21 protein-coding genes and 3 pseudogenes are annotated in these 24,949 nt (G+C 65.8%); 21 read left to right on the top strand and 3 right to left on the bottom strand.

Annotation, left to right across the window (positions count from 1 at the left end; all coding sequences use genetic code 11):
- Window positions 1-87 precede the first annotated feature (87 nt).
- From M0765_RS29625 to M0765_RS27955, 5 genes and pseudogenes are all read left to right on the top strand, one after another.
- A pseudogene (locus M0765_RS29625) lies at window positions 88-1,602 on the top strand (ComEC/Rec2 family competence protein); the annotation flags it as partial.
- Window positions 1,562-1,927 (top strand): annotated as a pseudogene (locus M0765_RS29620) (MBL fold metallo-hydrolase); the annotation flags it as partial. The pseudogenes M0765_RS29625 and M0765_RS29620, both read left to right, overlap by 41 nt.
- 663 nt (window positions 1,928-2,590) lie before the next feature.
- Complete coding sequence (locus M0765_RS27965; RefSeq protein ID WP_258508487.1) at window positions 2,591-4,090, top strand: circularly permuted type 2 ATP-grasp protein; 1,500 nt, start codon at window positions 2,591-2,593, stop codon at window positions 4,088-4,090.
- A 44-nt stretch (window positions 4,091-4,134) separates the two neighbouring features.
- Window positions 4,135-5,091, top strand: coding sequence for an alpha-E domain-containing protein (locus M0765_RS27960; RefSeq protein ID WP_157614652.1), 957 nt, complete (start codon window positions 4,135-4,137; stop codon window positions 5,089-5,091).
- A 13-nt stretch (window positions 5,092-5,104) separates the two neighbouring features.
- Window positions 5,105-5,650 carry a prolyl hydroxylase family protein gene (locus M0765_RS27955; RefSeq protein WP_258507755.1) on the top strand — a complete coding sequence of 182 codons (546 nt, stop codon included), beginning with the start codon at window positions 5,105-5,107 and terminating at the stop codon, window positions 5,648-5,650.
- 18 nt (window positions 5,651-5,668) lie between these two features.
- Here the strand turns inward: M0765_RS27955 and glpK are convergent, their stop codons facing one another.
- Both glpK and M0765_RS27945 read right to left on the bottom strand, forming a co-directional pair.
- The gene (glpK, locus tag M0765_RS27950) at window positions 5,669-7,162 is read right to left on the bottom strand and encodes a glycerol kinase GlpK (RefSeq protein ID WP_258507750.1); all 1,494 of its coding nucleotides are present in this window, start codon (window positions 7,160-7,162) and stop codon (window positions 5,669-5,671) included.
- A 384-nt stretch (window positions 7,163-7,546) separates the two neighbouring features.
- On the bottom strand, window positions 7,547-8,314 hold the full coding sequence (locus M0765_RS27945; protein ID WP_126749018.1) for a DeoR/GlpR family DNA-binding transcription regulator: 768 nt from the start codon (window positions 8,312-8,314) through the stop codon (window positions 7,547-7,549).
- A gap of 121 nt (window positions 8,315-8,435) precedes the next feature.
- Here M0765_RS27945 and glpD point away from each other — a divergent pair, with 121 nt between their 5' ends.
- From glpD to M0765_RS27865, 16 genes and pseudogenes are all read left to right on the top strand, one after another.
- On the top strand, window positions 8,436-10,109 hold the full coding sequence (glpD, locus tag M0765_RS27940; RefSeq protein ID WP_258507749.1) for a glycerol-3-phosphate dehydrogenase: 1,674 nt from the start codon (window positions 8,436-8,438) through the stop codon (window positions 10,107-10,109).
- Window positions 10,109-11,176, top strand: a pseudogene (locus M0765_RS27935) (ABC transporter ATP-binding protein); the annotation flags it as partial. The gene glpD and the pseudogene M0765_RS27935, both read left to right, overlap by 1 nt.
- 7 nt (window positions 11,177-11,183) lie before the next feature.
- On the top strand, window positions 11,184-12,254 hold the full coding sequence (locus M0765_RS27930) for an ABC transporter ATP-binding protein (RefSeq protein WP_258507747.1): 1,071 nt from the start codon (window positions 11,184-11,186) through the stop codon (window positions 12,252-12,254).
- Window positions 12,255-12,306: 52 nt separating this feature from the next.
- Window positions 12,307-13,197, top strand: a complete 891-nt coding sequence (locus tag M0765_RS27925; protein ID WP_157614645.1) for a carbohydrate ABC transporter permease — start codon at window positions 12,307-12,309, stop codon at window positions 13,195-13,197.
- Window positions 13,194-14,006 carry a carbohydrate ABC transporter permease gene (locus M0765_RS27920; protein WP_126749023.1) on the top strand — a complete coding sequence of 271 codons (813 nt, stop codon included), beginning with the start codon at window positions 13,194-13,196 and terminating at the stop codon, window positions 14,004-14,006. The genes M0765_RS27925 and M0765_RS27920 overlap by 4 nt, the downstream gene beginning before the upstream one ends.
- Window position 14,007: 1 nt before the next feature.
- A complete protein-coding gene (locus M0765_RS27915) occupies window positions 14,008-14,316 on the top strand; it encodes a DUF2160 domain-containing protein (RefSeq protein ID WP_258507745.1) in 309 nt (102 codons plus the stop codon).
- A 92-nt stretch (window positions 14,317-14,408) separates the two neighbouring features.
- Complete coding sequence (locus M0765_RS27910) at window positions 14,409-16,229, top strand: ABC transporter substrate-binding protein (RefSeq protein ID WP_258507743.1); 1,821 nt, start codon at window positions 14,409-14,411, stop codon at window positions 16,227-16,229.
- Between the two features lie 157 nt (window positions 16,230-16,386).
- Window positions 16,387-17,367, top strand: a complete 981-nt coding sequence (locus M0765_RS27905) for a dialkylrecorsinol condensing enzyme (protein ID WP_258507742.1) — start codon at window positions 16,387-16,389, stop codon at window positions 17,365-17,367.
- Entirely contained in the window at window positions 17,357-18,493 is a 1,137-nt protein-coding gene (locus M0765_RS27900) for a beta-ketoacyl-ACP synthase III (RefSeq protein ID WP_258507741.1), read from the top strand. Before M0765_RS27905 ends, M0765_RS27900 begins: the two co-directional genes overlap by 11 nt.
- A 2-nt stretch (window positions 18,494-18,495) precedes the next feature.
- Entirely contained in the window at window positions 18,496-18,891 is a 396-nt protein-coding gene (locus tag M0765_RS27895) for a hypothetical protein (RefSeq protein ID WP_258507740.1), read from the top strand.
- Complete coding sequence (locus tag M0765_RS27890) at window positions 18,888-19,868, top strand: BtrH N-terminal domain-containing protein (protein ID WP_258507738.1); 981 nt, start codon at window positions 18,888-18,890, stop codon at window positions 19,866-19,868. Before M0765_RS27895 ends, M0765_RS27890 begins: the two co-directional genes overlap by 4 nt.
- A gap of 351 nt (window positions 19,869-20,219) precedes the next feature.
- Window positions 20,220-21,128, top strand: coding sequence for an ABC transporter ATP-binding protein (locus M0765_RS27885; RefSeq protein ID WP_258507736.1), 909 nt, complete (start codon window positions 20,220-20,222; stop codon window positions 21,126-21,128).
- A gap of 7 nt (window positions 21,129-21,135) precedes the next feature.
- Window positions 21,136-22,293 (top strand): ABC transporter permease, encoded by a 1,158-nt coding sequence (locus M0765_RS27880; RefSeq protein WP_258507734.1) that lies wholly within the window; start codon window positions 21,136-21,138, stop codon window positions 22,291-22,293.
- A gap of 41 nt (window positions 22,294-22,334) precedes the next feature.
- Window positions 22,335-22,565, top strand: a complete 231-nt coding sequence (locus M0765_RS27875; protein WP_274709115.1) for an acyl carrier protein — start codon at window positions 22,335-22,337, stop codon at window positions 22,563-22,565.
- Between the two features lie 138 nt (window positions 22,566-22,703).
- Entirely contained in the window at window positions 22,704-23,789 is a 1,086-nt protein-coding gene (locus M0765_RS27870) for a beta-ketoacyl synthase N-terminal-like domain-containing protein (RefSeq protein WP_258507731.1), read from the top strand.
- Window positions 23,786-24,289 carry a hypothetical protein gene (locus M0765_RS27865; RefSeq protein ID WP_258507725.1) on the top strand — a complete coding sequence of 168 codons (504 nt, stop codon included), beginning with the start codon at window positions 23,786-23,788 and terminating at the stop codon, window positions 24,287-24,289. The genes M0765_RS27870 and M0765_RS27865 overlap by 4 nt, the downstream gene beginning before the upstream one ends.
- Before the next feature lie 30 nt (window positions 24,290-24,319).
- On the opposite strand, the gene M0765_RS27860 is transcribed toward M0765_RS27865, so the two are convergent.
- Window positions 24,320-24,946, bottom strand: coding sequence for an HD domain-containing protein (locus M0765_RS27860; RefSeq protein ID WP_258507723.1), 627 nt, complete (start codon window positions 24,944-24,946; stop codon window positions 24,320-24,322).
- Between the last annotated feature and the right edge of the window lie 3 nt (window positions 24,947-24,949).

Below are 24,949 nucleotides of genomic sequence, written 5' to 3'. Positions count from 1 at the left end.
CGCGCCATTGAGCGTGGGTCCGGGGAGGGCTTGCATCGTGTGTTCTGGAGTTTGCCGTTGACGCGCGCATGGGCGTCGGATGGCGTCATGGCCGGATCCTGGGCCTTTGCTGCGCTGGGCGGGACCTTGGTCGGTGCGGCGTTGCAGCTGCATCATGCGCGGCTATGGAGCGCGGCGTTCTATGCGGCTTTGTTCTTCGCTGGGCTTGCGGGATTGGTTGTGCTCTCCAGGCGGCGAACGTCTTATTTGCCGATGCTCGTTGCCCTGGCCTTCGGCGCATTCGCCGGGGGTGGGCTTGCGGGATGGCGGGCGGTGGCCTACGCGAATGGCGCATTGGACCCGGCCCTCGAAGGGCGCAATCTCCAGGTGACCGGCGTGGTGGCGCAAATGCCCCAGCACAACGAAGGCGGCACGCGTTTCCGGCTCGATGTCGAATCGGCCCGCTGGGCCGATGAGCGCGTTGAAACTTCGGTTCGTGTGCCGGTGCGCATTTCGCTCGGCTGGTATCGCGACGACACCAGCTTGTGGGGGCGCGCGCCGGAAGGGCGTGCCGGCGCAACGGTCGACGCGGCGGCCCCGCTGCATGCGGGTGAACGCTGGCGCCTCACGGTGCGGCTGAAGGCGCCGCACGGCAACCTCAATCCGCATGGTTTCGACAACGAGCTGTGGATGTGGGAGCAGGGTGTGCGCGCCAGCGGCTATGTGCGAACGGGCGCTCGCGATGCCGCACCGATGCGCCTTCAAGCCACATGGCTGCACCCGCTCGAACGTGCGCGCGAAGCAGTGCGCGATGCAGTGTTCGAACGCGTGACCGACGCACGGCAGGCAGGCGTGATTGCCGCCCTTGTCACTGGCGACCAGGGCGCTATCGACCGCGGTGACTGGGACATCTTCCGCGCCACCGGGGTTGCGCACCTGATGTCGATCTCGGGCCTGCACATCACCATGTTCGCTTGGCTCGCCGCGCACGCGGTGGGGGCGGCGTGGCGGCGCAGCGTATGGCTCATGCTGCGCTTTCCCGCGCCGCAGGCCGCACTCGTCGGCGGCGTGCTGTTGGCCGGGCTGTATGCGCTCTTCAGCGGCTGGGGCGTTCCCTCGCAGCGCACAGTCTGGATGCTGGCCACAGCGGCGCTGCTGCGGCTTACCGGGCGGCGTTGGCCATGGCCGCATGTGTGGCTGCTGATCGCGGCGGTGGTGGTGGCTATCGACCCTTGGGCGCTGATGCAGGCGGGCTTCTGGCTCAGCTTCGTCGCGGTCGGCGTGCTGTTCACGACCGGCTTCATGAGGCCTGCCGGCGAGACGACCGGGCGATCGCTTCGGCTGTTGGCGTTTTTTCGCGAGCAATGGGTGATCACGCTGGCTCTTACCCCGCTGAGCCTGCTGCTTTTTCAGCAGGTGTCGGTAGTGGGCCTGCTGGCCAACGCGGTCGCTATTCCGTGGGTGACGCTCGTGATCACGCCGTTGGCGATGCTGGGGGCCGCTGTGCCGCCTCTTTGGGACCTTGCCGCGTGGGCCGTGCAGGCGCTGGCCGTGCTGCTGAAGTGGCTTGCCGCCTTGCCCTATGCCACGCTGTCGATGGCCGCTCCCCAGTGTGGATGGCCGGCTTCGGTGTGGCGGGCGGGGTGCTGCTGGCCATGCGCCTGCCGTGGTCGCTGCGTTTGGTCGGCCTGCCACTTCTGTTGCCTGTGCTGCTGTGGCAGGCGCCCCGGCCCCCGCCGGGCAGTTCGAACTGCTTGCGGCCGACATCGGGCAGGGGAACGCGGTTCTCGTGCGCACCGCAGCGCACAGCCTGCTGTACGACGCCGGCCCGCGCTACAGCCTGGAGAGCGACGCCGGCCATCGCGTGCTGGTGCCCTTGCTGCGTGCACTGGGCGAACGGCTGGACATGCTTGTGCTGAGCCACCGCGACAGCGACCACACCGGCGGCGCGGCCGCGGTGCTCGCCATGCAGCCCCAGGCCGAAGTCCTGAGTTCGATCGAAGCCACCCATCCGCTGCAGGCCGTCCGCCCGAACCGGCGCTGCGAAGCAGGCCAGCGCTGGACCTGGGACGGGGTGGATTTCGAAATTCTCCATCCCGCGCCGACCGACTATCTTTTTTCACCAAGCCCAACGCGATTTCATGCGTGCTGCGCATCGCGAACGGCCACGCCACGGTGCTGCTGGCCGGCGACATCGAGCGCCTGCAAGAGGCTGCCTTGGTCGCGCGAACCCCGGAGCTTCGCGCCGACGTGCTGCTCGCGCCGCATCACGGCAGCAAGACCTCGTCGAGCGCGGCGCTGCTCGAAGCGGTGCGTCCGCGCGTTGCGCTGGTCCAGGCGGGCTATCGCAACCGCTTCGGCCATCCGGCCCGCGAGGTGGTCGAGCGTTATGCCGCCCATGGCGTGCGGCTCGTCGAAAACGTGCCTTGCGGCGCAGCGCTATGGCGCAGCCAGGCACCGGAAGAGGTTGGCTGCGAGCGGGAGCGCAATGCCCGCTATTGGCACCATCGCCTGCCTTGAAAAGCGGCGCGCGGTGCGGAATCCGCGCCAACATAGGGCTTTCACTGGCCTCGAACTTGCTAAGCTATGGCTCAAGGAGATTGGTCGTTCCATGCACAAATTCGATGAGATGTATGAGCAGTTGCCCTATGCGGGGTCTGCAATCAGGCAGCACTACAAGCGCTACGACCAATGGCTTGCAAAGCAGCCCGGCGAGGTCATGCGGGCGCGGCGAGAAGAGGCGGAAATGATCTTCCGCCGGGTCGGCATCACCTTTGCGGTGTACGGCGCCAAGGACGAAGACGGTTCGGGTACCGAGCGGCTCATTCCGTTCGACCTGTTGCCGCGCATCATTCCCGCCCATGAGTGGGAGAGCATGGAAAAAGGGCTGGTGCAGCGCGTGACGGCGCTCAACCGCTTCTTGCATGACGTGTATCACGACCAGGAAATCATCAAGGCCGGCATCATTCCGGCTGAGCAGATCCTGAACAACGCGCAGTTCCGCCCCGAGATGATGGGGGTGAACGTGCCGCACAACGTTTACTCCAACATTTCGGGCATCGACATCGTCCGCGCGCCCGACGCGCAGGGCAACGGCGAGTACTACGTGCTCGAAGACAACCTGCGCGTGCCCAGCGGCGTGAGCTACATGCTCGAAAACCGCAAGATGATGATGCGGCTCTTTCCCGAGCTGTTCAACCAGAACCGCATTGCGCCCGTGGCGCACTACCCCGACCTGCTGCTCGAAACGCTGCGCGCCAGCGCGCCGCCCGCCACGGCGGAACCCACCGTGGTCGTGCTGACTCCCGGCATGTACAACAGCGCCTACTTCGAGCACGCCTTCCTGGCCCAGCAAATGGGCGTGGAACTGGTCGAGGGGCAAGATCTCTTCGTACGCGACGACTTCGTCTACATGCGCACCACGCGCGGGCCGAAGCGCGTGGACGTGATCTACCGCCGCGTCGACGACGATTTTCTCGACCCCGAGGTGTTCCGCCCCACGTCCACGCTCGGTTGCGCGGGCCTGATGCGCGCCTACCGCGAGGGCAACGTCGTCATCTGCAATGCGGTGGGTACGGGCGTGGCCGACGACAAGTCGATCTACCCCTACGTGCCCAAGATGGTCGAGTTCTACCTCGGCGAGCAGCCGATCCTGAAGAACGTGCCCACCTACATGTGCCGCAACAAGGACGAGCTGCAATACACGCTCGACAACATGAAGGACCTGGTCGTCAAGGAGGTGCACGGCGCCGGCGGCTACGGCATGCTGATCGGCCCGGCCGCCACGGTGGCCGAGATCGAGGAGTTCAAGAAGGCCGTCATTGCCAAGCCCGACGGCTACATCGCTCAGCCCACGCTGAGCCTTTCCACGTCGCCCACCTTCGTGGATGCCGGCATTGCGCCGCGCCACATCGACCTGCGCCCCTTCGTGCTCTCGGGCAAGGAAGTGCAGATGGTGCCCGGCGGCCTCACGCGCGTGGCGCTCAAGGAGGGTTCGCTGGTGGTCAATTCGTCGCAGGGCGGCGGCACCAAGGACACCTGGATCCTCGAGGCGGACCGCGGCGCCAAGCCCAAGGCGGGGCAATCGCAAAGCCAATCGCAGTCGGCCTGAACGCAGCAGGCAAGCAAGCAAAGCAAGGAATCAGGAGAACAAGAATGCTGTCACGCACTGCCGATCACCTCTACTGGATGTCGCGCTACACAGAGCGCGCGGAAAACACCGCACGCATGCTCGACGTCAACTACCAGACCTCGCTCTTGCCCCAGTCGGCCGAAGTGGCCAAGTACGGCTGGCAGGGCGTGCTTTCCATCAGCGAGTTGCTGCCTTCGTACAACAAGAAGTACGAGCAGATCACGCCCAACGAGGTGATGGAGTTCATGGTCAAGGACGAGAGCAATCCGTCGTCGATCGTCTCCTGCCTGAAGGCGGCGCGCGAAAACGCACGCGCGGTTCGCGGCGCGCTCACCACCGAGGCGTGGGAAACCCAGAACACCACCTGGCTCGAAGTGAATCGCATGCTGCGCGCGGGAGATTTCGAGCGCGATCCGGCGCAGTTCTTCGAATGGGTCAAGTTCCGCTCGCACTTGTCGCGCGGCGTCACGCTCGGCACCATGCTTCAGGACGAAGCCTTTTACTTCTCGCGCCTGGGCACCTTTCTGGAGCGCGCCGACAACACCGCGCGGCTGGTGGACGTGAAGTTTCACGCCCTCAACAGCGAATTCTTCGGCACCGCCACAGAGGAAGACCAAGAGTACGACTTCTATCACTGGAGCGCCATTTTGCGCAGCGTCTCGGCCTTCGAGGTGTACCGCAAGGTGTACCGCGACGTGATCAAGCCCGAGCGCGTGGCCGAGTTGCTCATTCTTCGCGCCGACATGCCGCGTTCGCTGCACGCGAGCCTGGTCGAGGTGGTGAACAACCTTGCCAAGGTGCAGAACGAGCAGAGCGCCGAAACCCAGCGCCGCGCCGGCAAGCTGCTGGCCGACCTTCAGTACGCGCGGGTCGACGAAATCCTGGCGACTGGGCTGCATGCCTACCTCACGCAGTTCCTCGACCGGGTGAACGAGTTGGGCGGTCGCATCAGCCAGGACTTCCTGGTTCCGGCGCACTGAGCATGGCAAACGCGTGCGGCTAGTCGCCCATTCGCCGCGTGCCTTCTCGATCGATGGCTTTCTCGAGCCAGAGGAGTGCGAAGAGCTGATCGCGCTTGCCGAGCGCGAAGGCTTCGCCTCGGCAGGTGTGCGAACCGCGGACGGGCCGAAGGCCATGCCGGCCATCCGCAACAACGAACGCGCGATGCTGCCTTCAGCGAACTGGGTTGCGCTGCTCTGGGCGCGGCTCGGAACAGTCTCGCTGCCCGAAGTGGCCGGGCATGTGGCGCGGGGGCTGCCGAAGGACCTGCGCTTCTACAAGTATTCGCCCGGCCAGCGCTTCAAGATGCACAAGGACGGGCCGTGGCGTGAAGACGGGCTCACGAGCCAACTCACGCTGCTCGTCTACCTGAACGACGGCTTCACGGGCGGCGACACCGACTTTCGCGAGTTCCGCGTAAAGCCCGAAGCCGGCGCCGCGTTGCTTTTCGTTCACGACACCTGGCATGAAGGTGCGGCGATCGAAGAGGGCACAAAGTACGTGCTGCGCTCCGACGTGATGTACGGCCCCGGCGCCTGAGCATGGGCGAGGCGGCGCTCAACTCGCCGTCGCCTGCCGCACTGCGCGCTCCCAGCGCGCCATCGATTCCTCGGCCTGCGCCCGGCCCATGGTCGGCATGAAGCGGCGTTCCACTTTCCACAGTTTCGACAACTGGCGTGCGTCGCTGTAGACCCCGGTCGACAGGCCCGCGAGGTAGGCGGCGCCCAGTGCCGTGGTCTCGATCACTTCGGGCCGTACCACGGGAATACCCAGCAGGTCGGCTTGGAACTGCATCAGCAGGTCGTTCACGCTGGCGCCGCCGTCGACGCGCAGCTCGGCCACGGGCGTGCCGCCGGCGGCGACCGCATCGCGGCTCATGGCTTGCAGCAGTGCGGCGCTCTGGTAGGCGATGCTTTCGAGCGCGGCGCGCGCGATGTGCGCCACCGTGGTTCCGCGCGTCAGGCCGGTGATGGTGCCGCGCGCATCGGCGTTCCAGTAGGGCGCGCCCAGGCCGGTGAAGGCCGGCACCATCATCACGCCGCCCGCGTCGGGCACGCTTTCGGCAAGCGACTGCACTTCGGCGCTGCCCTTGATGGCCTTGAGGCCGTCGCGCAGCCACTGCACCACGGCGCCGCCGACGAAGACGCTGCCTTCCATGGCGTACTGCGGCGTGGCGTCGGTCTGCGCGGCACTGGTGACGAGCAGGCCGTTGTGCGAGGGCTGGAATGCCGCGCCCGTGTGCATGAGCAGGAAGCAGCCGGTGCCGTAGGTGTTCTTGGCCATGCCGGCTGCGAAGCACGCTTGGCCGAAGAGGGCGCTTTGCTGGTCGCCGGCCACGCCGCCGATGGGCAGCGCGCGGCCGAGCAGTGCCTCGTCGGTGTCTGCAAAGTGGGAGCTCGACGGTTGCACCTTGGGCATGAGCGCGGCGGGAATGTCGAGCGCCTTGAGGAGGTCGGCATCCCATTCGTTGCTGTGCACGTTGAAGAGCATGGTGCGCGAGGCATTGCTCACATCGGTGACGTGCACCTTGCCGCCGGTAAGCTGCCACATGAGCCAGCTGTCGACGGTGCCGAAGGCAAGATCGCCGCGCTCGGCCTGGGCGCGTGCGCCGGGTACGTTGTCGAGCAGCCAGCGCAGCTTGGTGCCCGAAAAATACGCATCAATGACCAGCCCGGTTTTTTCCTGAATGGTGCCGGTCATGCCGTCTTCGCGCAGCTTGGCGCACAGCGGTTCGGCGCGCCGGTCTTGCCACACGATGGCGTGGTGCACGGGCTGGCCGGTCTTGCGGTTCCACAGCACGGTAGTTTCGCGCTGGTTGGTAATGCCGATCGCATGAATGTCAGAAGGCTGGAGCTTGGCCTTGACCAGCACTTCGCGCGCGGTGGCCAACTGGCTGTGCCAGATTTCCATCGGGTCGTGTTCTACCCAGCCGGGCTGCGGATAGATCTGCGTGAGCTCCTTCTGGGCGATGGCGACGATGTGGCCTTCGCGGTCGAACACGATGCTGCGGGAGCTCGAAGTGCCCTGGTCTAGTGCTAGGAGGTAGGTCATGGCTTGGGTGTTCCTTGGAGTCTGGTCATGCTGGTCATGCGACTTGTGTTCTTGGCGCTGTCGTTTTCGCGCCGTTGTTCCAGGGCGTGTGCACAGGCCACCGGGTACTCCCCCTCCGCGAATGTCCCCGGGGCTGCGCCCCTCCTCCTTTATTTCGCTGCGTGGAGCACCCGATGCCCTGTGCACCTGGGCACGCTCGTGGTGCAACGCTGATCAACGACTGCTCTGCCCAACGCACCCGCTGGCGGGGTGCCTTGCGCAGCGAAACAAAGGAGGAGGTGCGGAAGCCCGCAGGCCGGGGGACATTCGCGGAGAAAGGTACCCCGTCGGCGGGTGCGCGCCCTGAACTCCCCTCGGCAGAGCGAACAGAAATCAGCCCCATCTTCAATCGCGCGCAATCTCAAGCCGCACTTGCGCCGCATGCAGCAAGTCGGCAAAAGGCGGCGGCGGCTCCGCGTCGGTAAACAGGCGGTCGATCTGCGAGAGCGTGCCCAGCTGGATCATCGCCGGCCGGTTGAACTTGCTCGCGTCGGCCGCCAGCCACACCTCGCGAGCTTGCGCGATGATGGTTTGCGCCACCTTCACTTCACGCAAGTCGAAGTCGCGCAGTGAACCGTCGGCCTCGATGCTCGACACCCCGATCAGCGCGATGTCGACCTTGAACTGGCGGATGAAATCGATGGTGGCCTCGCCAACGATGGCGCGGTCGCGCGGCCGTACCGAACCGCCGGCGACGATCACCTCGCACGACGTATTGCCGCTCAATATGGTCGCCACGTTCAGGTTGTTGGTGATCACGCGCAGGCCCGTGTGCCGCAGCAGGGCCTTGGCAATGGCTTCGGTGGTGGTGCCGATGTTGAGGATCAGCGAACAGTCGTTGGGCACCAGCTCGGCAACGCGTCGCGCAATGCGCGCCTTGCCTTCGGCATGCAGTGTTTCGCGCTGCTGGTAGCCGATGTTCTCGGTGGTGGAACTCGGCACCCGCACGCCGCCATGAAAACGCGTGAGCAGGCCTTCGTCGGCCAGCCGCTGCACGTCGCGCCGCACCGTTTGCAGCGTGACGCCGAGCATCTCGGCCAGCTGTTCCACGGTGACGGAGCCGCGCGTGCGCACGGTATCGAGAAGGTTGATCTGGCGCGGATTGGAATTCACAAAAGCGTCGTGGAGAACGGGAAGACTCTCTGGAGAGTACAGGCCGCGCCACTTTAAAACGAAAGAAAACGAACCGTACTAAGGGAAAACTCGGAGGAAAATCGCGTCAAAAGGAATCCAAATGAAAAGACGCGAAAATACAATGGCGCCCTTCAGTGATCTAAGTCACGAACCAACGGGCCCATCTTCTGTGAGCGATTTCTCCTCCAATTCGCCTCTGCCGGCAACCGATTGCGATGTGCTGATCGTCGGCGGCGGCATCAACGGGTGCGGCATTGCGCGCGACCTGGCGGGCCGGGGCTGGCGCGTGGTGCTGTGCGAAAAGGACGATCTCGCCTCGCACACGTCTTCCTCATCGACCAAACTCATTCACGGCGGGCTGCGCTACCTGGAGTATTACGAGTTCTCGCTCGTGCGCAAGGCACTGCAGGAGCGCGAAGTGCTGCTCAAGAGCGCGCCGCACATCATGTGGCCGCTTCGCTTCGTCATGCCGCATGACCCATCGATGCGGCCGGGCTGGATGATCCGCATCGGCCTTTTCATGTACGACCACCTCGCCAAGCGCGAAGTGCTGCCGGGCTCGCGCAGCATCGACCTGCGCAGCCATGCGGCCGGCGCGCCGCTCAAGCCGCAGTTCAAGCGCGGCTTCGTCTATTCAGACGGCTGGGTCGACGACGCGCGGCTGGTGGTGCTCAATGCCGTGGACGCCCGGGCGCGCGGTGCCGAGGTGCTCACGCGCACTCGCTGCGTTCATGCGCAGCGCGACGCAGAAGGCTGGACGGCCACGCTCGAGGCCGCGGACGGCGGCATTCGCGTGGTGCGCGCCCGTGCCGTGGTCAATGCGGCGGGGCCGTGGGCGGAATCGTTTCTGCGTGGCGTGGCGCAATCGGCCAAGGGCGAGGCGCTGGCCACCCGGCACCTGCGGCTGGTCAAGGGCAGCCACATCGTGGTGCGGCGCCTCTTCGAGCACGACCATGCCTACATCTTCCAGAACCCCGACAAGCGCATCATCTTCGCGATTCCGTACCAGGACGAGTTCACGCTGATCGGCACCACCGACATCGAACTGAACGCCGACGATCCCGGCCCGGCGCGCATTGCCGACGAAGAAATCTCCTATCTCTGCACCCAGGCCAGCCGCTATTTCGAAAAGCCGATCGTGCCGGCCGACGTGGTCTGGACCTACTCGGGAGTGCGTCCGCTGCTGGACGACGCCTCGGGTGACCCCTCGGCCGTGACGCGCGACTACATGCTCGAGTCCAACACCACCGCGGCGCCGCTGCTGTCGGTGTGGGGCGGCAAGATCACCACCTTTCGCAAGCTGGCCGAAGACGCGGCCGACGAGGTCGGCAAGATGCTCGGCCAGCCGAACACGCAACGCCCGGCCTGGACCGACGGCGCCTTTCTTGCGGGCGGCGATCTTTCCGGATGGATCGGCGCGCCGAAGCGGCCCGACGACGACTTCGAACGCTTCGTGGCCGCAGTGCAGGCCCGCTACCCGTGGCTCGACGCCAGGCTTGCGCGGCGCCTCGCACGCGCCTATGGTGCGCGCGTGGCCGAGCTGCTTGGCGATGCGCAGTCCATGGCCGACATGGGGGACGCCGTGGCGCCGGGGCTTCATGAGCGCGAACTGCGGTTTCTGCAGGAGAGCGAATGGGCCATGAGCGCGGACGACGTGCTCTGGCGCCGGTCGAAGCTCGGCCTGCGCTACACGGCCGAAGAACGCGCGCAGGTGGCCGCCTGGCTGCAGGCGCATGCAAAGAACAACAGCAACACGATCAATCGGGAGCGCTGATGCAATTGACTCTGGAGCGCGTCACCAAGAAGGTCGGCGCGCAAACATGGCTCTACGAGCAGAGCATCGCCCCGAGGAGCGGCGCGGTCACCGTGCTGCTGGGCGCCACCCAGGCCGGCAAGACCAGCCTGATGCGGCTCATGGCGGGGCTCGACACGCCGACCACCGGCAAGGTGCTGGTCGACGGCAAGGACGTCACCGGCATGCCGGTGCGCGAGCGCAATGTCGCCATGGTGTACCAGCAGTTCATCAACTACCCGTCGCTCAAGGTGGCCGACAACATCGCCTCGCCGCTCAAGCTGCGCGGTGAGAAGAACGTCGATGCCCGGGTGCGCGAGCTGGCCGACAAGCTGCACATCGGCATGTTCCTCGACCGCTATCCGGCGGAGCTTTCGGGCGGGCAGCAGCAGCGCGTGGCGCTGGCGCGCGCGCTCGCCAAGAATGCGCCGCTCATGCTGCTCGACGAGCCGCTGGTCAACCTCGACTACAAGCTGCGCGAAGGCCTGCGTGAGGAGCTGACGCAGCTGTTCGCAAGCGGCGATTCCACCGTGATCTATGCAACCACCGAGCCCGGCGAGGCGCTGCTGCTCGGCGGCTACACGGCCGTGATGGACGCGGGCGAGCTGCTGCAATACGGGCCGACGGCCGAGGTGTTCCACGCGCCGCAGTCGCTGCGCGTGGCGCGCGCCTTCAGCGACCCGCCGATGAACCTGCTGCCCGGCACCGCATCGGCGGGCCGCGTGCAGCTCGCCGGTGGCCCGGCGCTGGCACTGGCCGTGCCTGAAAACGTTTCGGGCGCTGTCACCGTCGGCCTGCGCGCGAGCGCGCTCAACGTGGGAGCGGGGGAGGGCGACATCGGCCTGCCCGGCAAGGTGGAGCTGGCCGAAATTTCGGGCTCCGACACCTTCGTTCACGTCGATACCGCGGTCGGCGAACTGGTGGCGCAGCTCACCGGTGTGCACCGCTTCGAATTGGGCGCCTCGATCACGCTGTATTTCAGCCCGTCGCAAGCCTATGTGTTCGATGCCGGCGAAAAGCTGGCGCTCGCGCCGGCATGGCGCAAAGGAAACTGTCATGGCACGCATCGACCTGGACCTGGCCCACGCCTACCGCCCCAACCCCACGCAGGACAGCGACTACGCGTTGCTGCCGCTGCAGATGAGCTTTCGCGACGGCGGCGCCTATGCCTTGCTCGGCCCCTCGGGCTGCGGCAAGACGACCATGCTGAACATCATTTCGGGCCTGCTGGTGCCTTCGCAGGGCACGGTGAAGTTCGACGGCCGCGACATGACGCGCGCCACGCCTCAGGAACGCAACATCGCGCAGGTGTTCCAGTTTCCGGTGATCTACGACACCATGACGGTGGCCGAGAACCTCGCGTTCCCGCTGCGCAACCGCAAGGTGCCTGAAGACCAGATCAAGAAGCGCGTGGGCGAGATCGCCGAAATGCTCGACATGAGCGGCCAGCTCAACCAGCGTGCGGCGGGGCTCGCGGCCGACGCCAAGCAGAAGATTTCGCTCGGCCGCGGGCTGGTGCGCAGCGACGTGTCGGCCGTGCTGTTCGACGAGCCGCTCACGGTGATCGACCCGCACCTGAAGTGGCAGCTGCGCCGCAAGCTCAAGCAGATTCACCGCGAGCTCAAGCTCACGCTGATCTACGTGACGCACGACCAGGTCGAGGCGCTTACCTTTGCCGAAGAGGTCGTGGTCATGACGCGCGGCAAGGCCGTGCAGGTGGGCAGCGCCGAGGCGCTGTTCGAGCGGCCGGCCCACACCTTCGTCGGCCACTTCATCGGCTCGCCCGGCATGAATTTCCTGGCGGCAAAAAACACGAACGGCGCGCTCGAAGTGGCAGGCACGCCGCTCGTGCCGACGCGCCAACTGCCCGAAGGCTCGATCAAGCTGGGCATCCGGCCCGAATACCTGCGGGTGGTCGAAGCGCGCGGGCAGGGCGCCGTGCCCGCCACCGTCACGCAGGTGCAGGACGTGGGCACTCATGCCATGCTGAGCGCCGACGCCGGCGGCACCGCGCTCAAGGCCCGCCTGCATGCCGATGCGCCGCTGCCCGCCGTAGGCGAGACCGTGTGGCTGCGCGTGCTGGACACCCACACCTGCTATTACCGCGACGAGGAGCTGGTTGCATGAAGAACGCATCGCAACAAGGCCGCGCCAACCCCGTACAGAAGATGGAAGCCCCATGGACGCCGTGAACAAACCCATCAACCAGAAGGCCTGGTGGCTGGTGCTGCCGGTGCTGATCTGCGTGGCCTTCTCGGCCATCGTACCGCTGATGACGGTCGTCAACTACTCGGTGCAGGACATCATCTCGCCCGAGCGCCGTGTTTTCGTCGGCACCGAATGGTTCGCCGCCGTCATGCGCGACGGCGAGCTCCATGCTGCGCTCTGGCGCCAGCTCGGCTTCTCGCTGTCGGTGCTCGCGGTCGAGATTCCCCTGGGCATTGCGCTCGCGCTCTCGATGCCGGCCACGGGATGGAAGTCGTCGGCGGTGCTGGTGGTGGTGGCGCTGTCGCTGCTCATTCCCTGGAACGTGGTCGGAACCATCTGGCAGATTTACGGCCGCGCCGACATCGGGCTCCTGGGCCATGCGCTGCAGAAGATGGGCATCAACTACAGCTACACCGGCGACGCGACCGATGCGTGGCTTACCGTGCTGATGATGGACGTGTGGCATTGGACACCGCTGGTGGCGCTGCTGTGCTTTGCGGGCCTGCGCTCGATTCCCGATGCCTACTACCAGGCCGCGCGCATCGACGGCGCCAGCAAGTTCGCGGTGTTCCGCTATATCCAGCTGCCCAAGATGCGCGGCGTGCTGATGATCGCGGTGCTGCTGCGCTTCATGGACAGCTTCATGATCTACACCGAGCCCTTCGTGCTGACCGGCGGCGGGCCGGGCAATGCGACGACGTTCCTGAGCCAATATCTCACGCAGAAGGCGGTCGGCCAGTTCGACCTGGGTCCGGCGGCGGCGTTTTCGCTGATCTATTTCCTGATCATCCTCTTGCTGTGCTTCATCCTCTACAACTGGATGCAGCGCGTCGGTACCCAGAAGGCGGAGGTGGAGCAATGAACGAGCGCAGATTCCGCAAGCGCAGCATCTTCTTGCTGCTCTATATTCTTTTTGCGCTGTTGCCCATCTACTGGATGGTCAACATGAGCTTCAAGACGAACGGCGAAATCCTTTCGAGCTTCTCGTTCTTTCCGCAGCAGTTCACCTGGGCCAACTACACACGCATCTTCACCGACGCTTCGTGGTACTCGGGCTACATCAACAGCCTGATCTACGTGGGCATTAACACGGTCATTTCGCTGACCGTGGCGCTGCCGGCGGCCTATGCGTTCTCGCGTTATTCGTTCCTGGGCGACAAGCACGTTTTCTTCTGGCTCTTGACCAACCGCATGACGCCGCCCGCGGTGTTTTTGCTGCCGTTCTTCCAGCTGTACAGCACCGTGGGCCTGATGGACACGCACCTGGGCGTGGCGCTCGCTCACTTGCTGTTCAACGTGCCGCTGGCCGTGTGGATTCTCGAAGGCTTCATGAGCGGCATTCCGCGCGAGATCGATGAAACCGCCTACATCGACGGCTACAGCTTTCCGAAGTTCTTCATCCGGATCTTCCTGCCGCTGATCAAGGCCGGCGTGGGCGTGGCGGCGTTCTTCTGCTTCATGTTCAGCTGGGTCGAGCTGCTGCTGGCGCGCACGCTCACCAGCGTCAACGCCAAGCCGATCGTCGCGACCATGACGCGCACGGTGAGCGCATCGGGCATGGACTGGGCTACGCTTGCGGCCGCCGGCGTGCTCACTATCGTGCCGGGTGCCATCGTGATCTGGTTCGTGCGGCACTACATCGCCAAGGGTTTCGCGATGGGGAGAGTCTGAAATGTTTGCCTGGATGTCCTGGACCACTCCGGTGGCCGTGTTCTTCGTCTGCATCGCGCTCATGCTGGTCGGCATGACGGTGTGGGAGATCAAGTCGCCCACCACGCTGCGGCGCGGCTGGCTGCCGATCGAAACCACGCGCGGCGACCGGCTGTTCATCGGCTTGCTCTCGGCGGCCTATATCAACCTGATCTACATCGGCCTTGCGGAATGGGCCAAGTCCGCAATGACGCTGCAGGCCGAGCCGTCGATCTGGATCGGCTTTGTGTTTTCGATGCTGGTGCTCGCGCTGATCATGCGCAAGGGCTAGCTCGCGTACTCCGGCAATTCGGCCCGGTGCTTCCCCGGGGCCGAGGTGAAATCAGCCGCACACGGGGAAGCGAAGGAACGAGGAGATAAACCATGAAGTTGCGCTACACCGCGCTGGCGGCCGCTATGGTGCTGGCACTGTCGGCCTGCGGAAAGAAGGACGAGCCTGCGGCCCAGGCTCCGGCAAGTACCCCTGCACCGGCTCCGGCAGCGGCGCCAGCCGCGGCCACTCCGGCAGCGGCACCGGCGGCGCCCGATGCGGCGGCCAAGTGGATCGACAGCGAATTCCAGCCGTCGACGCTCAGCAAGACGCAGCAGGCCGAGGAACTGAAATGGTTCGTCGACGCCGCGGCGAAGCTCAAGACCAAGGGGGTGACCGAAATCTCCGTGGTCTCCGAAACCATCACCACGCATGAATACGAGTCGAAGACGCTGGCCCGCGCCTTCGAGGAAATCACCGGCATCAAGGTGAAGCACGACCTGATCCAGGAAGGCGACGTGGTCGAGAAGCTGCAGACCTCGATGCAGTCGGGCAAGTCGATCTACGACGGCTGGATTTCGGACTCGGACCTGATCGGTACCCACTACCGCTACGGCAAGATGATGAACCTGACCGACTATATGGCCGGTCCGGGCAAGGAGTTCACCAACCCCGGCCTCGATGTTGCCGACTTCATCGGCACCAAGTTCACCACCGCGCCGGACGGCAAGCTCTACCAGTTGCCTGACCAGCAGTTTGCGAACCTGTACTGGTTCCGCGCCGACCTGTTCGACCGCCCTGACCTGAAGGAAAAGTTCAAGGCCAAGTACGGCTACGACCTGGGCGTGCCCCTCAACTGGAGCGCCTACGAGGACATTGCCGAGTTCTTCAGTGTCGACGTGAAGACCATCGACGGCAAGCCGATCTACGGCCACATGGACTACGGCAAGAAGGACCCGTCGCTGGGCTGGCGCTTCACCGATGCATGGCTCTCAATGGCCGGCACCGCGGACATCGGCATTCCGAACGGCGTGCCGATCGACGAATGGGGCATTCGCGTGGCCGACGACAAGTGCACGCCGGTGGGCGCGGCCGTGTCGCGCGGCGGCGCCACCAACTCGCCGGCTGCCGTGTATGCGCTCACCAAGTACGTGGACTGGATGAAGAAGTACGCGCCGCGTGAAGCCACCGGCATGACCTTCGGCGAAGCCGGCCCCGTGCCCGCCCAGGGCCAGATCGCGCAGCAGATCTTCTGGTACACGGCCTTCACGGCGGACATGGTCAAGCCCGGCCTGCCGGTGGTCAACGCCGACGGCACGCCCAAGTGGCGCATGGCCCCGGGACCGAACGGCCCCTACTGGAAGCAGGGCATGCAGAACGGCTACCAGGACGTGGGTTCGTGGTCGTTCTTCAAGGGCCATGACGAAAACAAGACCGCGGCAGCCTGGCTGTACGCGCAGTTCGTCACTTCCAAGACGGTGTCGCTCAAGAAGACCGTCGTCGGCCTGACGCCGATCCGCGAATCGGACATCAAGTCGCAGGCGATGACCGACATGGCACCCAAGCTGGGCGGCCTGGTCGAGTTCTACCGCAGCCCGGCACGCGTGGCATGGTCGCCGACCGGCACCAACGTGCCCGACTATCCGAAGCTCGCCCAGCTCTGGTGGAAGAACGTGGCCGAGGCCGTCACCGGCGAGAAGACGCCGCAGAAGGCAATGGACACGCTGGCCGACGAGATGGACGACGTGATGGCTCGCCTGGAACGCGCCGGCATGGACAAGTGCGCGCCCAAGCTCAACCCGAAGGGCGACCCCGCCAAGTGGCTGAGCGACCAGCACGCCCCCTGGAAGAAGCTGGCCAACGAGAAGCCGAAGGGTGAAACCATCGAGTACAACAAGCTGCTCACGGCCTGGAAGGAAGGCAAGGTGCGCTGACCCTTCAGCGTTCTCTCTAGCCCTCTCGAGAGCCGCGCCCCAAAAGGCGCGGCTTTTTTTCGTCCATTCGTGGGATCGGCGCGACGGCATGACCAATGGCAGATGCGCCAGGCGTACGGTTGGCTTACATTCGACGGCCCTCGTTTCGCCCCAGCAAGTGACCTCAAGCATTCCCAGCCCCGCCGAGCGCCTCAAACGTGTTCTGGTGATCCACTACTCGCAGACCGGCCAGCTTGGCAGCGTCGCCGAGCAGATCGTTGCGCCGCTCAAGGCCGACCCGGGAATCTCCGTGCACGTCGAAACGCTGCGTCCGCAGGCGGATTTCCCGTTTCCCTGGCCGTTCCTGACCTTCTTCGATGCCTTTCCCGAGTCGGCGCACATGAAGCCGCCGCAGCTGGCGCCGCTCTCGCTCACGGGCGACGAGCACTTCGACCTGGTCATCCTGCCGTACCAGGTCTGGTTCCTGGCGCCGTCGCAGCCGATCGTCGCCTTCCTGAAGCATCCGCTGGCGAGCCATCTGCTGAGGGGCAAGCCCGTCGTCACGGTCATCGCCTGCCGCAACATGTGGCTGCTGGCCCACGAAAAGCTAAAGGGCCTGCTCGATGCCGTGGGTGCGCGCCTGATCGACAACGTGGTGCTGACCGACCCCGGGCCGACGCTGGCCACCTTCTTCACCACGCCGGCCTGGCTGATCTGGGGCCGCAAGCGCGGCTTCTGGGGCATGCCCGATGCGGGTCTCAGCGAAGGGCAGATCCGCGGCGCCGGCCGTTTTGGCCGCGCGCTGCGCGAGGCGCTGCACGCTGACCTCGAACGCGGATCGCAGCCGTTGCTCTCCGGCCTGGGGGCCGTTCAAGCCAACGCAAAGCTCCTGATCAGCGAAAAAGCCGGCACCCGCAGCTTTTTTCTCTGGGGCAAGTTGATCATGGCGGCGGGGCGGCCGGGCGCGTGGCAGCGCAAGCCCCTGCTGCTGCTCTACGTGGTCTTCCTCCTCGTGCTCATTGTCACGGTCGTGCCTGTGAGCTTGACACTCCAGGCGCTGCTGCGGCCGTTGTTCAAGGGGTGGCTGACTAAAATGACGGCTCATTTCGAGCGCCCGTCGGGCTCGGCCACGGACCGTTCCCCCCTCTATGACGACTGATGTCTTCCTGACCCGCACTGCCGCGTTTCTGCCCTTTTCCCCGGTCAGCAATGAAGACATCGAAGACGTTCTCGGTCGCGTCGGCGGCAAGGCTTCGCGCGCGCGGCGGCTGATTCTTCGCAGCAACGGCATCCAGTCGCGCCACTACGCCATCGACCGGGCCACCGGCCAACTCGCCATGAGCAACGCGCAGCTCACTGCCTCGGCCATCCGGGCGCTGGGCGATGACATCGGTCCGGTCGATTGCCTGGTGACCGGCACTTCGCTTCCCGACCAGTTGATGCCCAACCACGCGGTCATGGTGCATGGCGAGCTTGGCTGGCCACGGCTCGAAGTGGTGGCCTGCGCGGGCATCTGCCTGGCGGGCACCACGGCGCTCAAGCACGCATGGCTCTCTGTGCGCTCGGGCGATGCGCGGCGTGCGGTGGCCACGGGGTCCGAACTCGCCTCGGCCGTGATGCGCGGCTCCCGCTTCGAAGCCGAGCTGGAGCACAAGCTGCAGGCGCTCGAGGAGCGGCCCGAAATCGCTTTCGAAAAAGACTTTCTGCGCTGGATGCTCTCCGACGGTGCCGGCGCCGTGCTGCTCGAGCGCGAGCCGCGCGGCCCGCTGTCGCTGCGCGTGGAGTGGATCGACCTGTCTTCCGCCGCGCACGAACTGCCGGTGTGCATGTATGCAGGCGCCGACAAGAACACCGAAGGCGGCCTGGAGGGATGGGCGCGCACCGCGCCCGAAGACTGGCAGCGCGAGTCGACCTTTGCCGTGAAGCAGGACGTGCGCCTGCTCAACGAGAACATCGTTCGTGCCACGCTGGGCGAGCCGCTGGCGGCCATCATCGAGAAGCGCGGCCTGAAGGCTTCAGATGTCGACTGGTTCCTGCCGCATCTCTCGTCCGGCTACTTCATCGAGCCTGTGAGCCAGTGCCTGGAGGCCATGGGTTTTGCCATTCCGCGCGAGCGCTGGTTCAGCAATCTCGCGACCAAGGGCAACACCGGCTCGGCATCGCCCTACATCATGCTCGACGAGCTGTTCCGTTCGGGCCGCATCAAGCCCGGCCACAAGCTGCTGATGTTCGTGCCCGAAAGCGGCCGCTTCTCCAGCGGTTTCATCTACCTGGAAGCCATCTAGCCATGGACCTCGACGCCGTTCCGCAAGAAGGCAATGCCACGTTGGATGGCCACGCCAAGCTCATGTACGCGCGCGATGCGCAGGGCCGCGTCGTCACCACGCGCTCACGCGGCTGGGAGGCGGAAGAAATCGTCACCAGCCACGCGGTCGACGTGCTCGTCGAGCAGGCGCAGGTCGCAAAGGAGCGCGTGGCCCAGGGGCTCGCGTCGCCGCTCGAATACTGGATGTACGAGCGCCGCATGGACGTGGCACTGCTCTCGCAGACCAGCGGCTTCTGGCAATGGCGCGTGCGGCGCCACCTGAAGCCCAAGCATTTCGCGGCGCTCCCGGCAAAGCACCTGGCGCGTTACTCCGAAGCGCTGGGCCTGCCCGTTTCCACCTTGCAAGGCCTGCCGTGAAATTCGAACACCAGCAAGCGGCACACTGCGAAAGCGGCGTCATCTCGAACCTGATGCGCCACCACGGCGTGCCGATGACCGAGAGCATGGCCCTCGGCCTTTCGTCGGCCTTGTCGTTCGCCTACCTGCCGTTCATCAAGCTGTCGGGCTTGCCGCTCATCTCGTACCGCATGCCGCCCAAGGCCATCATCAAGGGCTTGCTGGCGCCGATGGCCGCACGCTTTCGCTTCGAGACCTTTCGCAGCCCGGAAGCCGGCGCACAGCGCCTGGACGCACTCCTGGCCGACGGGCAGCTCGTGGGCTTGCAGACCTCGGTCTACTGGCTGCCGTACTTTCCGCCCAACATGCGCTTTCACTTCAACGCGCACAACCTGCTGGTGTACGGCAAGGAAGGCGACGACTACCTGATCAGCGACCCGGTGTTCGAAGAGCCGGTACGTTGCGCCAGCGCCGACCTTTCGCGCGCGCGCTTCGCCAAGGGCGTGCTCGCGCCCAAGGGCCTCATGTACTACCCCCAAGCCATCGAGCGCAAGACGGTCGATGCGGCATCGGTGACAAGGGCCATCCGCAAGACCGTCCGCAACATGCTCGCGCCGATTCCCATCGTCGGCGTACGCGGCATGCGCACGCTGGCCAACCGCATGCAGAAGCTTTCCCCGGCCGATTCGCGCAGCGTCGACTTCATCGGCCATGTGGTGCGCATGCAGGAAGAAATCGGCACTGGCGGGGCGGGCTTCCGCTTCATCTATGCCGGCTTTTTGCAGGAGGCGGCGCTACTGCTCGACAAACCGCAGCTGCAACAGATGTCTGAACGGCTTATCGCCATCGGCGACGGCTGGCGCGCTTTCGCACTCAAGGCGGCGCGCATGGTGAAGGGGCGCGAGCCGGTCGATCCTGCCGCGCTGGCTGGCAAGCTGCGGGAGCAGGCGCAGCAGGAAGAGGCCTTCTTTCGAGATTTGAAGACTGCTGTTGCTTGAGATGACGCACTGGCTTTCTGCTTGCCGTGTTGAGTTTGATCTGGGGCGTTCAGGGCGCGCACCCGCCGACGGGGTACCTTTCTCCGCGAATGTCCCCCGGCCTGCGGCCTCCTCCTTTATTTCGCTGCGCAAGGCACCCCGCCAGCGGGTGCGTTGGGCAGAGCAGTCGTTGATCAGCGTTGCACCACGGGCGTGCCCAAGTGCACAGGGCATCGGGTGCTCCACGCAGCGAAATAAAGGAGGAGGGCGAAGCCCGGAGGACATTCGCGGAGGGGAGTACCCGGTGGCCTTTGCACAAGCCCTGGATCAGCAGCACCCCCAACAACAGCGCACCCAACGAGCAACAACCATATGCTCGAACTGAAGAACCTCAGCTACCGCTATCCGCATGCAAACGCACCCGCGTTGGCCGAGGTCTCGCTTGCAGTTCCCAGGGGGTCGGTCATGGGCTTGCTCGGCCCCAACGGCGCAGGCAAGACCACGTTGATCTCGCACTTGTCGGGTGCGCTGGCAGTGCAGTCGGGCGAAATCCACATCGACGGCCAGCCGCTTCAACAGGTCAGGGCAAAGACGCCAACCCGCATCGCCGTCGCCCCGCAGGACCAGGCCTTCTACCCCATGCTCACGGTGGCCGAAAACCTCGCATGCTTTGCGGCTGCCGGCGGACTTTCCGGCGCGCACAAGAAGGCGCGCATCGAAGCCTGCACGCGCTTTTCGCAGCTTGAGCAGTTTGCGGGTGCGCGGGCCGAGCGGCTCTCGGGTGGCCTGAAACGCCGATTGAACCTCGCGATTGCACTGTTGCCCGAGCCCGAGCTGATGCTGTTTGACGAGCCTACGGTTGGCGTCGATCCGCAATCGCGCGCTTTCATTCTCGATGCCATCAAGAGCCTGGCGCAGCAGGGCGCCGCAGTGATCTATGCCTCGCACTACATGGAAGAGATCGAGGCCATCGCCGACCGGGTTGCCATTCTTGACCATGGCCGAGTGCTGCGCGAAGGCTCGCTCGAAGAGCTGCTGTCGAAGAGCGCAATGCTTCTGACGCTCGCGGCCGACGGGCTCGACGAAGCCATGCTCTCGCGCTTTGGAACGGTGGAGCCTGGGGGCGTGCATTGGCGTGTGCACCTGCACGAAGGCACCGGGCCCGGTCCGGTGCTGGCGACGCTCGAGACCGAAGGCATCGAAGTGCGCCACGCGGAATTCGGCCGCCACGACCTGGAGCAGCTCTTCATGGCGCTCACCCACCGTTCCTTGCGCGACTGAACACACCATGCTCCTCGCGCTCATCAAGAAGGAACTGCTGGCACTCGTGCGCGACATGCACGGGCTGGCCGCGCTGTTTCTGATGCCGATGGTCTTCATCGTGCTGATGTCGCTCACGCTCAAGGACATCTACCGCCCGCCTCTGGCCGAGCTCAGCTACGCCGTGGACATGCGCGACACCGAAACGCCGGCGCAATGGCTGCAGCAGATATGGCAGCGCAGCCACGGTGCGCCGCAGGCGCTCGGTGCCGATTGGGAGGCGCGATTGCGCAGCGGCGCGCTCAAGTACGTCATCGTGCTGGAGCCGGGCCTTTCGGCGGAGCTCGAATCGGCCGCGCTCTCGACCAAGGCGCACGTCCGTTTGCTGACCGAGCCGGGCATCGACGCCAACCTGTTCAATGCCTTGCGCGCCGAACTCGTCGGCGCGTCCGGCGAACTGAAGGCTCGGTTGGCGCTTGCAGTGCCGGGCACCTCGGGTCCGCCGCCGGGCGCCTCGATCCAGGCGCTGGTGAATGCCGAGCGCTATTCCACCGCCGGGCCGCGGCCCACATCGGTGCAGCAGAACGTGCCGGCATGGCTGGTGTTCGGCATGTTCTTCGTGGTGGCGTCGCTCTCCAGCCTGTTCGTGCAGGAGCGCAGTTCGGGCGCGCTGGGCCGGCTGCGCAGCCTGGGTGTGTCGCGCTTCATGCTGCTGATGTCCAAAGCCTTGCCTTATCTTGGTGTGAACGCGCTGCAGGCCGTGTTGATGCTCGCTGCCGGCATCTGGCTGATGCCCTTGATCGGCGGCGATGCGCTTTCGCTTGCCGGTATCGATTGGGGCGCCCTGGTGGTTGCGCTCGCGGCCGTGAGCCTGGCCGCGGTGAGCCTGTCGCTCGCGCTGGCCTGCGCCGTGCGCAGCCATGCGCAGGCCGCGACCATCGGGCCGATGGTCAACGTGCTGATGGCGGCGGCCGGCGGCATCATGGTGCCGAAGTTCGTCATGCCCGGCTTCATGCAGCGGCTGGTTGAAATTTCCCCGATGAACTGGGGGCTGGAGGCGCTGCTTACCGTGCTGTTGCGCGGCGGCGGCGTGGCCGACACCCTGCCGCAGGTCGGCCGGCTCGTGCTGTTTGCGGCCGCCATGTTCTTGCTTGCCGTCTTCTTGTTTCGCAGGCCCGCATCGTGACCGATTCCGTTTCCGCCGAATTCATTGCCAGCCTGAAGACCATGGTGCTCGAGGCCGTTGAAAAAGAGGCGCCTCCGGGCGGCCTTGGCGACGACGAGCCGCTGTTCGGCCCCGAAGCCCGGCTCGACCTCGACTCGCTCGACGCGCTGCAGGTGTCGATGACGATCCAGCAGCGCTTCGGCGTGCGCATGCCCGACAGCAAGGAAACGCGCCGCGCGCTCACTTCCATTGCACACCTGGCGAGCCACCTGGTGCAAGCGGGCAAGGGATGAGCGCTGCGCAGGGCCGCCCCAAGCAAGCTGGCTCCCGCTTGGCGGGAAGGCGCGCAGCGCCAAGGGTGCACCTATGAGCGCCGCGCCGGGCCGCCCCAAGCAAGCTCGCGCCGCAGTGCGGAGCACGAAGGCTGTCTGATGACCGCCGAGAGCGTGTATCTCGCCGGCATGGGCTTGGCCTGCGCGCTCGGCAGCGATCTCTCGTCCTCCGTGGCCGCAGTTGCGCGCGGGGGCGTGCCGCCCACGATGGTGGCGGTCTTGGAAAGCGTGCAGTGGCCCGTCTACACGCTGCCGCCGCAGGATGGCAGCTGGATCGAGCGGCTGCAGCGCATCGTGCGAAGCGTGGCGGCGCAGGCGGCGCAAGTGGACGAGGGAGCAGGGCGTTCATGTCCGCTCTTGGTTGCATCGTCATCCCTGGACATCGGCCTCATGGAGCACGAGGTGCAAGACCTGCGCCTGGGCGGCGATCTCCAGGACTTTGCCGGGCTCGTGGCCGGTGCGCTCGATTGGCAGGGGCCGGTGTTCACCATCTCGACAGCTTGCACCTCCGCGATCAATGCCGTGCTCGCAGGCTGCGATCTGATTCGAAGCGGCGAAGCCGAAGAGGCACTGGTGATCGGCGCCGAGCTTGGCAACCGCTTCACCGTGGCTGGCTTCGGCGCGATGCAACTGCTCTCACCCGATAGGGCGCAGCCTTTCGGTGCCGAGCGCAACGGGCTGGTGCTCGGTGAGGCGGTGGCCGCGCTGCGCCTTAGCTCGCGCCCTGGGCGCTGGCGGATTGCGGGGGGTTCCAACGTGGTCGACGGACGCAATCCGTCGGGCACCGAAGCCAGCGCGGTGATCGCCATGTGCCATGAAGCATTGGCGCGCAGCGGCCTCGGAGTGCATGAGATCGATTTGATAAAAGTGCAGGCTGCGGGAAGCCCGGTCAACGACGCGATCGAGGCCGAGGCGCTGAAGCAGGTCTTCGACGCGCTGCCGCCGCTGGTGTCGCTCAAGTCGCTGATCGGGCACACGCTGGGCGCCTCGGGCGCGGCCGAACTCGCCTTGCTGGTTGGCTGCATCGAAGCCGGCGCCTGGCCTGCTGTCGGATATGCCATCGACGGCGAACTCGGCATTGCATTGAGCACGCAGGCTCCGGCCAGACTGCGCAACTTGCTGCTCAACGTGGTGGGATTCGGCGGCGGGCATACGTCGCTGGTGCTGCAGGACTGCGCGGCATGAGCACCCATCTCGAACAGGCATGGCGCATCGCCGCGCACTTCACCGCCGATCCGCTGCCGGCGGATTGGCGTGACCAGCTGGCGCACCGGCTCGGCCGCCGGCCGCGGCGCGTCGGGTTGTGGACCGAGCTTGCAATGTACGGTGCACGCCGCTGCCTCGACGAGGCGGGCGAGGCGGCCCTGCCCACCGGTGCGCGGCTGCGGGTGTCGAGCATGCGCGGTGCCTGGGGAGCGACGCATGCGGCGCTGGCCCAGCTCGATGCGGGCATGCTGATGCCGTTCACCTTCATGCAGAGCCAGCCCGCGCTGATGCTGGCGGAGGTCGGCCGTTGCCTTGAATGGCAAGGCGACGCGAGCTTTGCACTGTGCCGCGATCCGGAGAAGCTGCTGCGGCTTTCGCGAGCAGGCGCTGGAAGTGCCGGCTTGCTGGTCGGCATCGTGGAAGAAGAGCGCAACAGCGAAAGGCCGCGCTCCGAATGGTGGCGGCTGGTGCCGGCCTGAAGCACCGCGGTCCGGCCGCAGCCGGGCAGGTCAATCCACTGCTGCGATCGACCGGACGAGGTTGGCACGCGCCTGCGTTTCGAGCAGCCCATGCATCCGCGGCGTGGTGTAGATCGCCTCTCGCTCGAGGAAGCGCTGCAGGATCGCGCGGCGGCGCGGCCGGCGAATTTCGTCGGGCACGAAGGCATATTCCGCATGCACCTGCCGTTCGTACTCGTCGAACCGCGCGCGCTCGGCACCGAGAATCGACAGGTCGATATCGATCAGCAGTTCGGCGTCGCGGCCTTCGGGTACTGCGTCGTGCCGGGTGGCCATGACCAGTGCATGCACGCGCTCAGCCGCTTCTTTAGCCGCTCCACGCTCGAGCATCGCACTGCGCGCCCAATCGGCGCTGCGAGCCTCGTTGTCGTGCGCATGCACGTCGTAGATGGCGTCGTGGAACCACAGCGCGAGCGCCACTTCGCCGGGGCGCTCGGCCAGTTCTTTCTCTTGCTCGAACCACGCGAGGCATTCGCACAGGTGCTGCATGGTGTGATAGTGGCGCTGCGGCTCGCTGTGGCGGCGCTGCAGTTCGATGCACAGCGCTTCGTCGGCGTTGGCCATGCCAAGAGCCCGCCACGCGGCGCTCCAGTTGTCCAGCAGCGCCTCGGGCGTCACGGG

This window comes from Variovorax sp. S12S4, from assembly GCF_023195515.1.
Classification (GTDB): Bacteria; Pseudomonadota; Gammaproteobacteria; order Burkholderiales; family Burkholderiaceae_C; genus Variovorax.
This window is presented reverse-complemented; position numbering and strand designations above follow the sequence as displayed.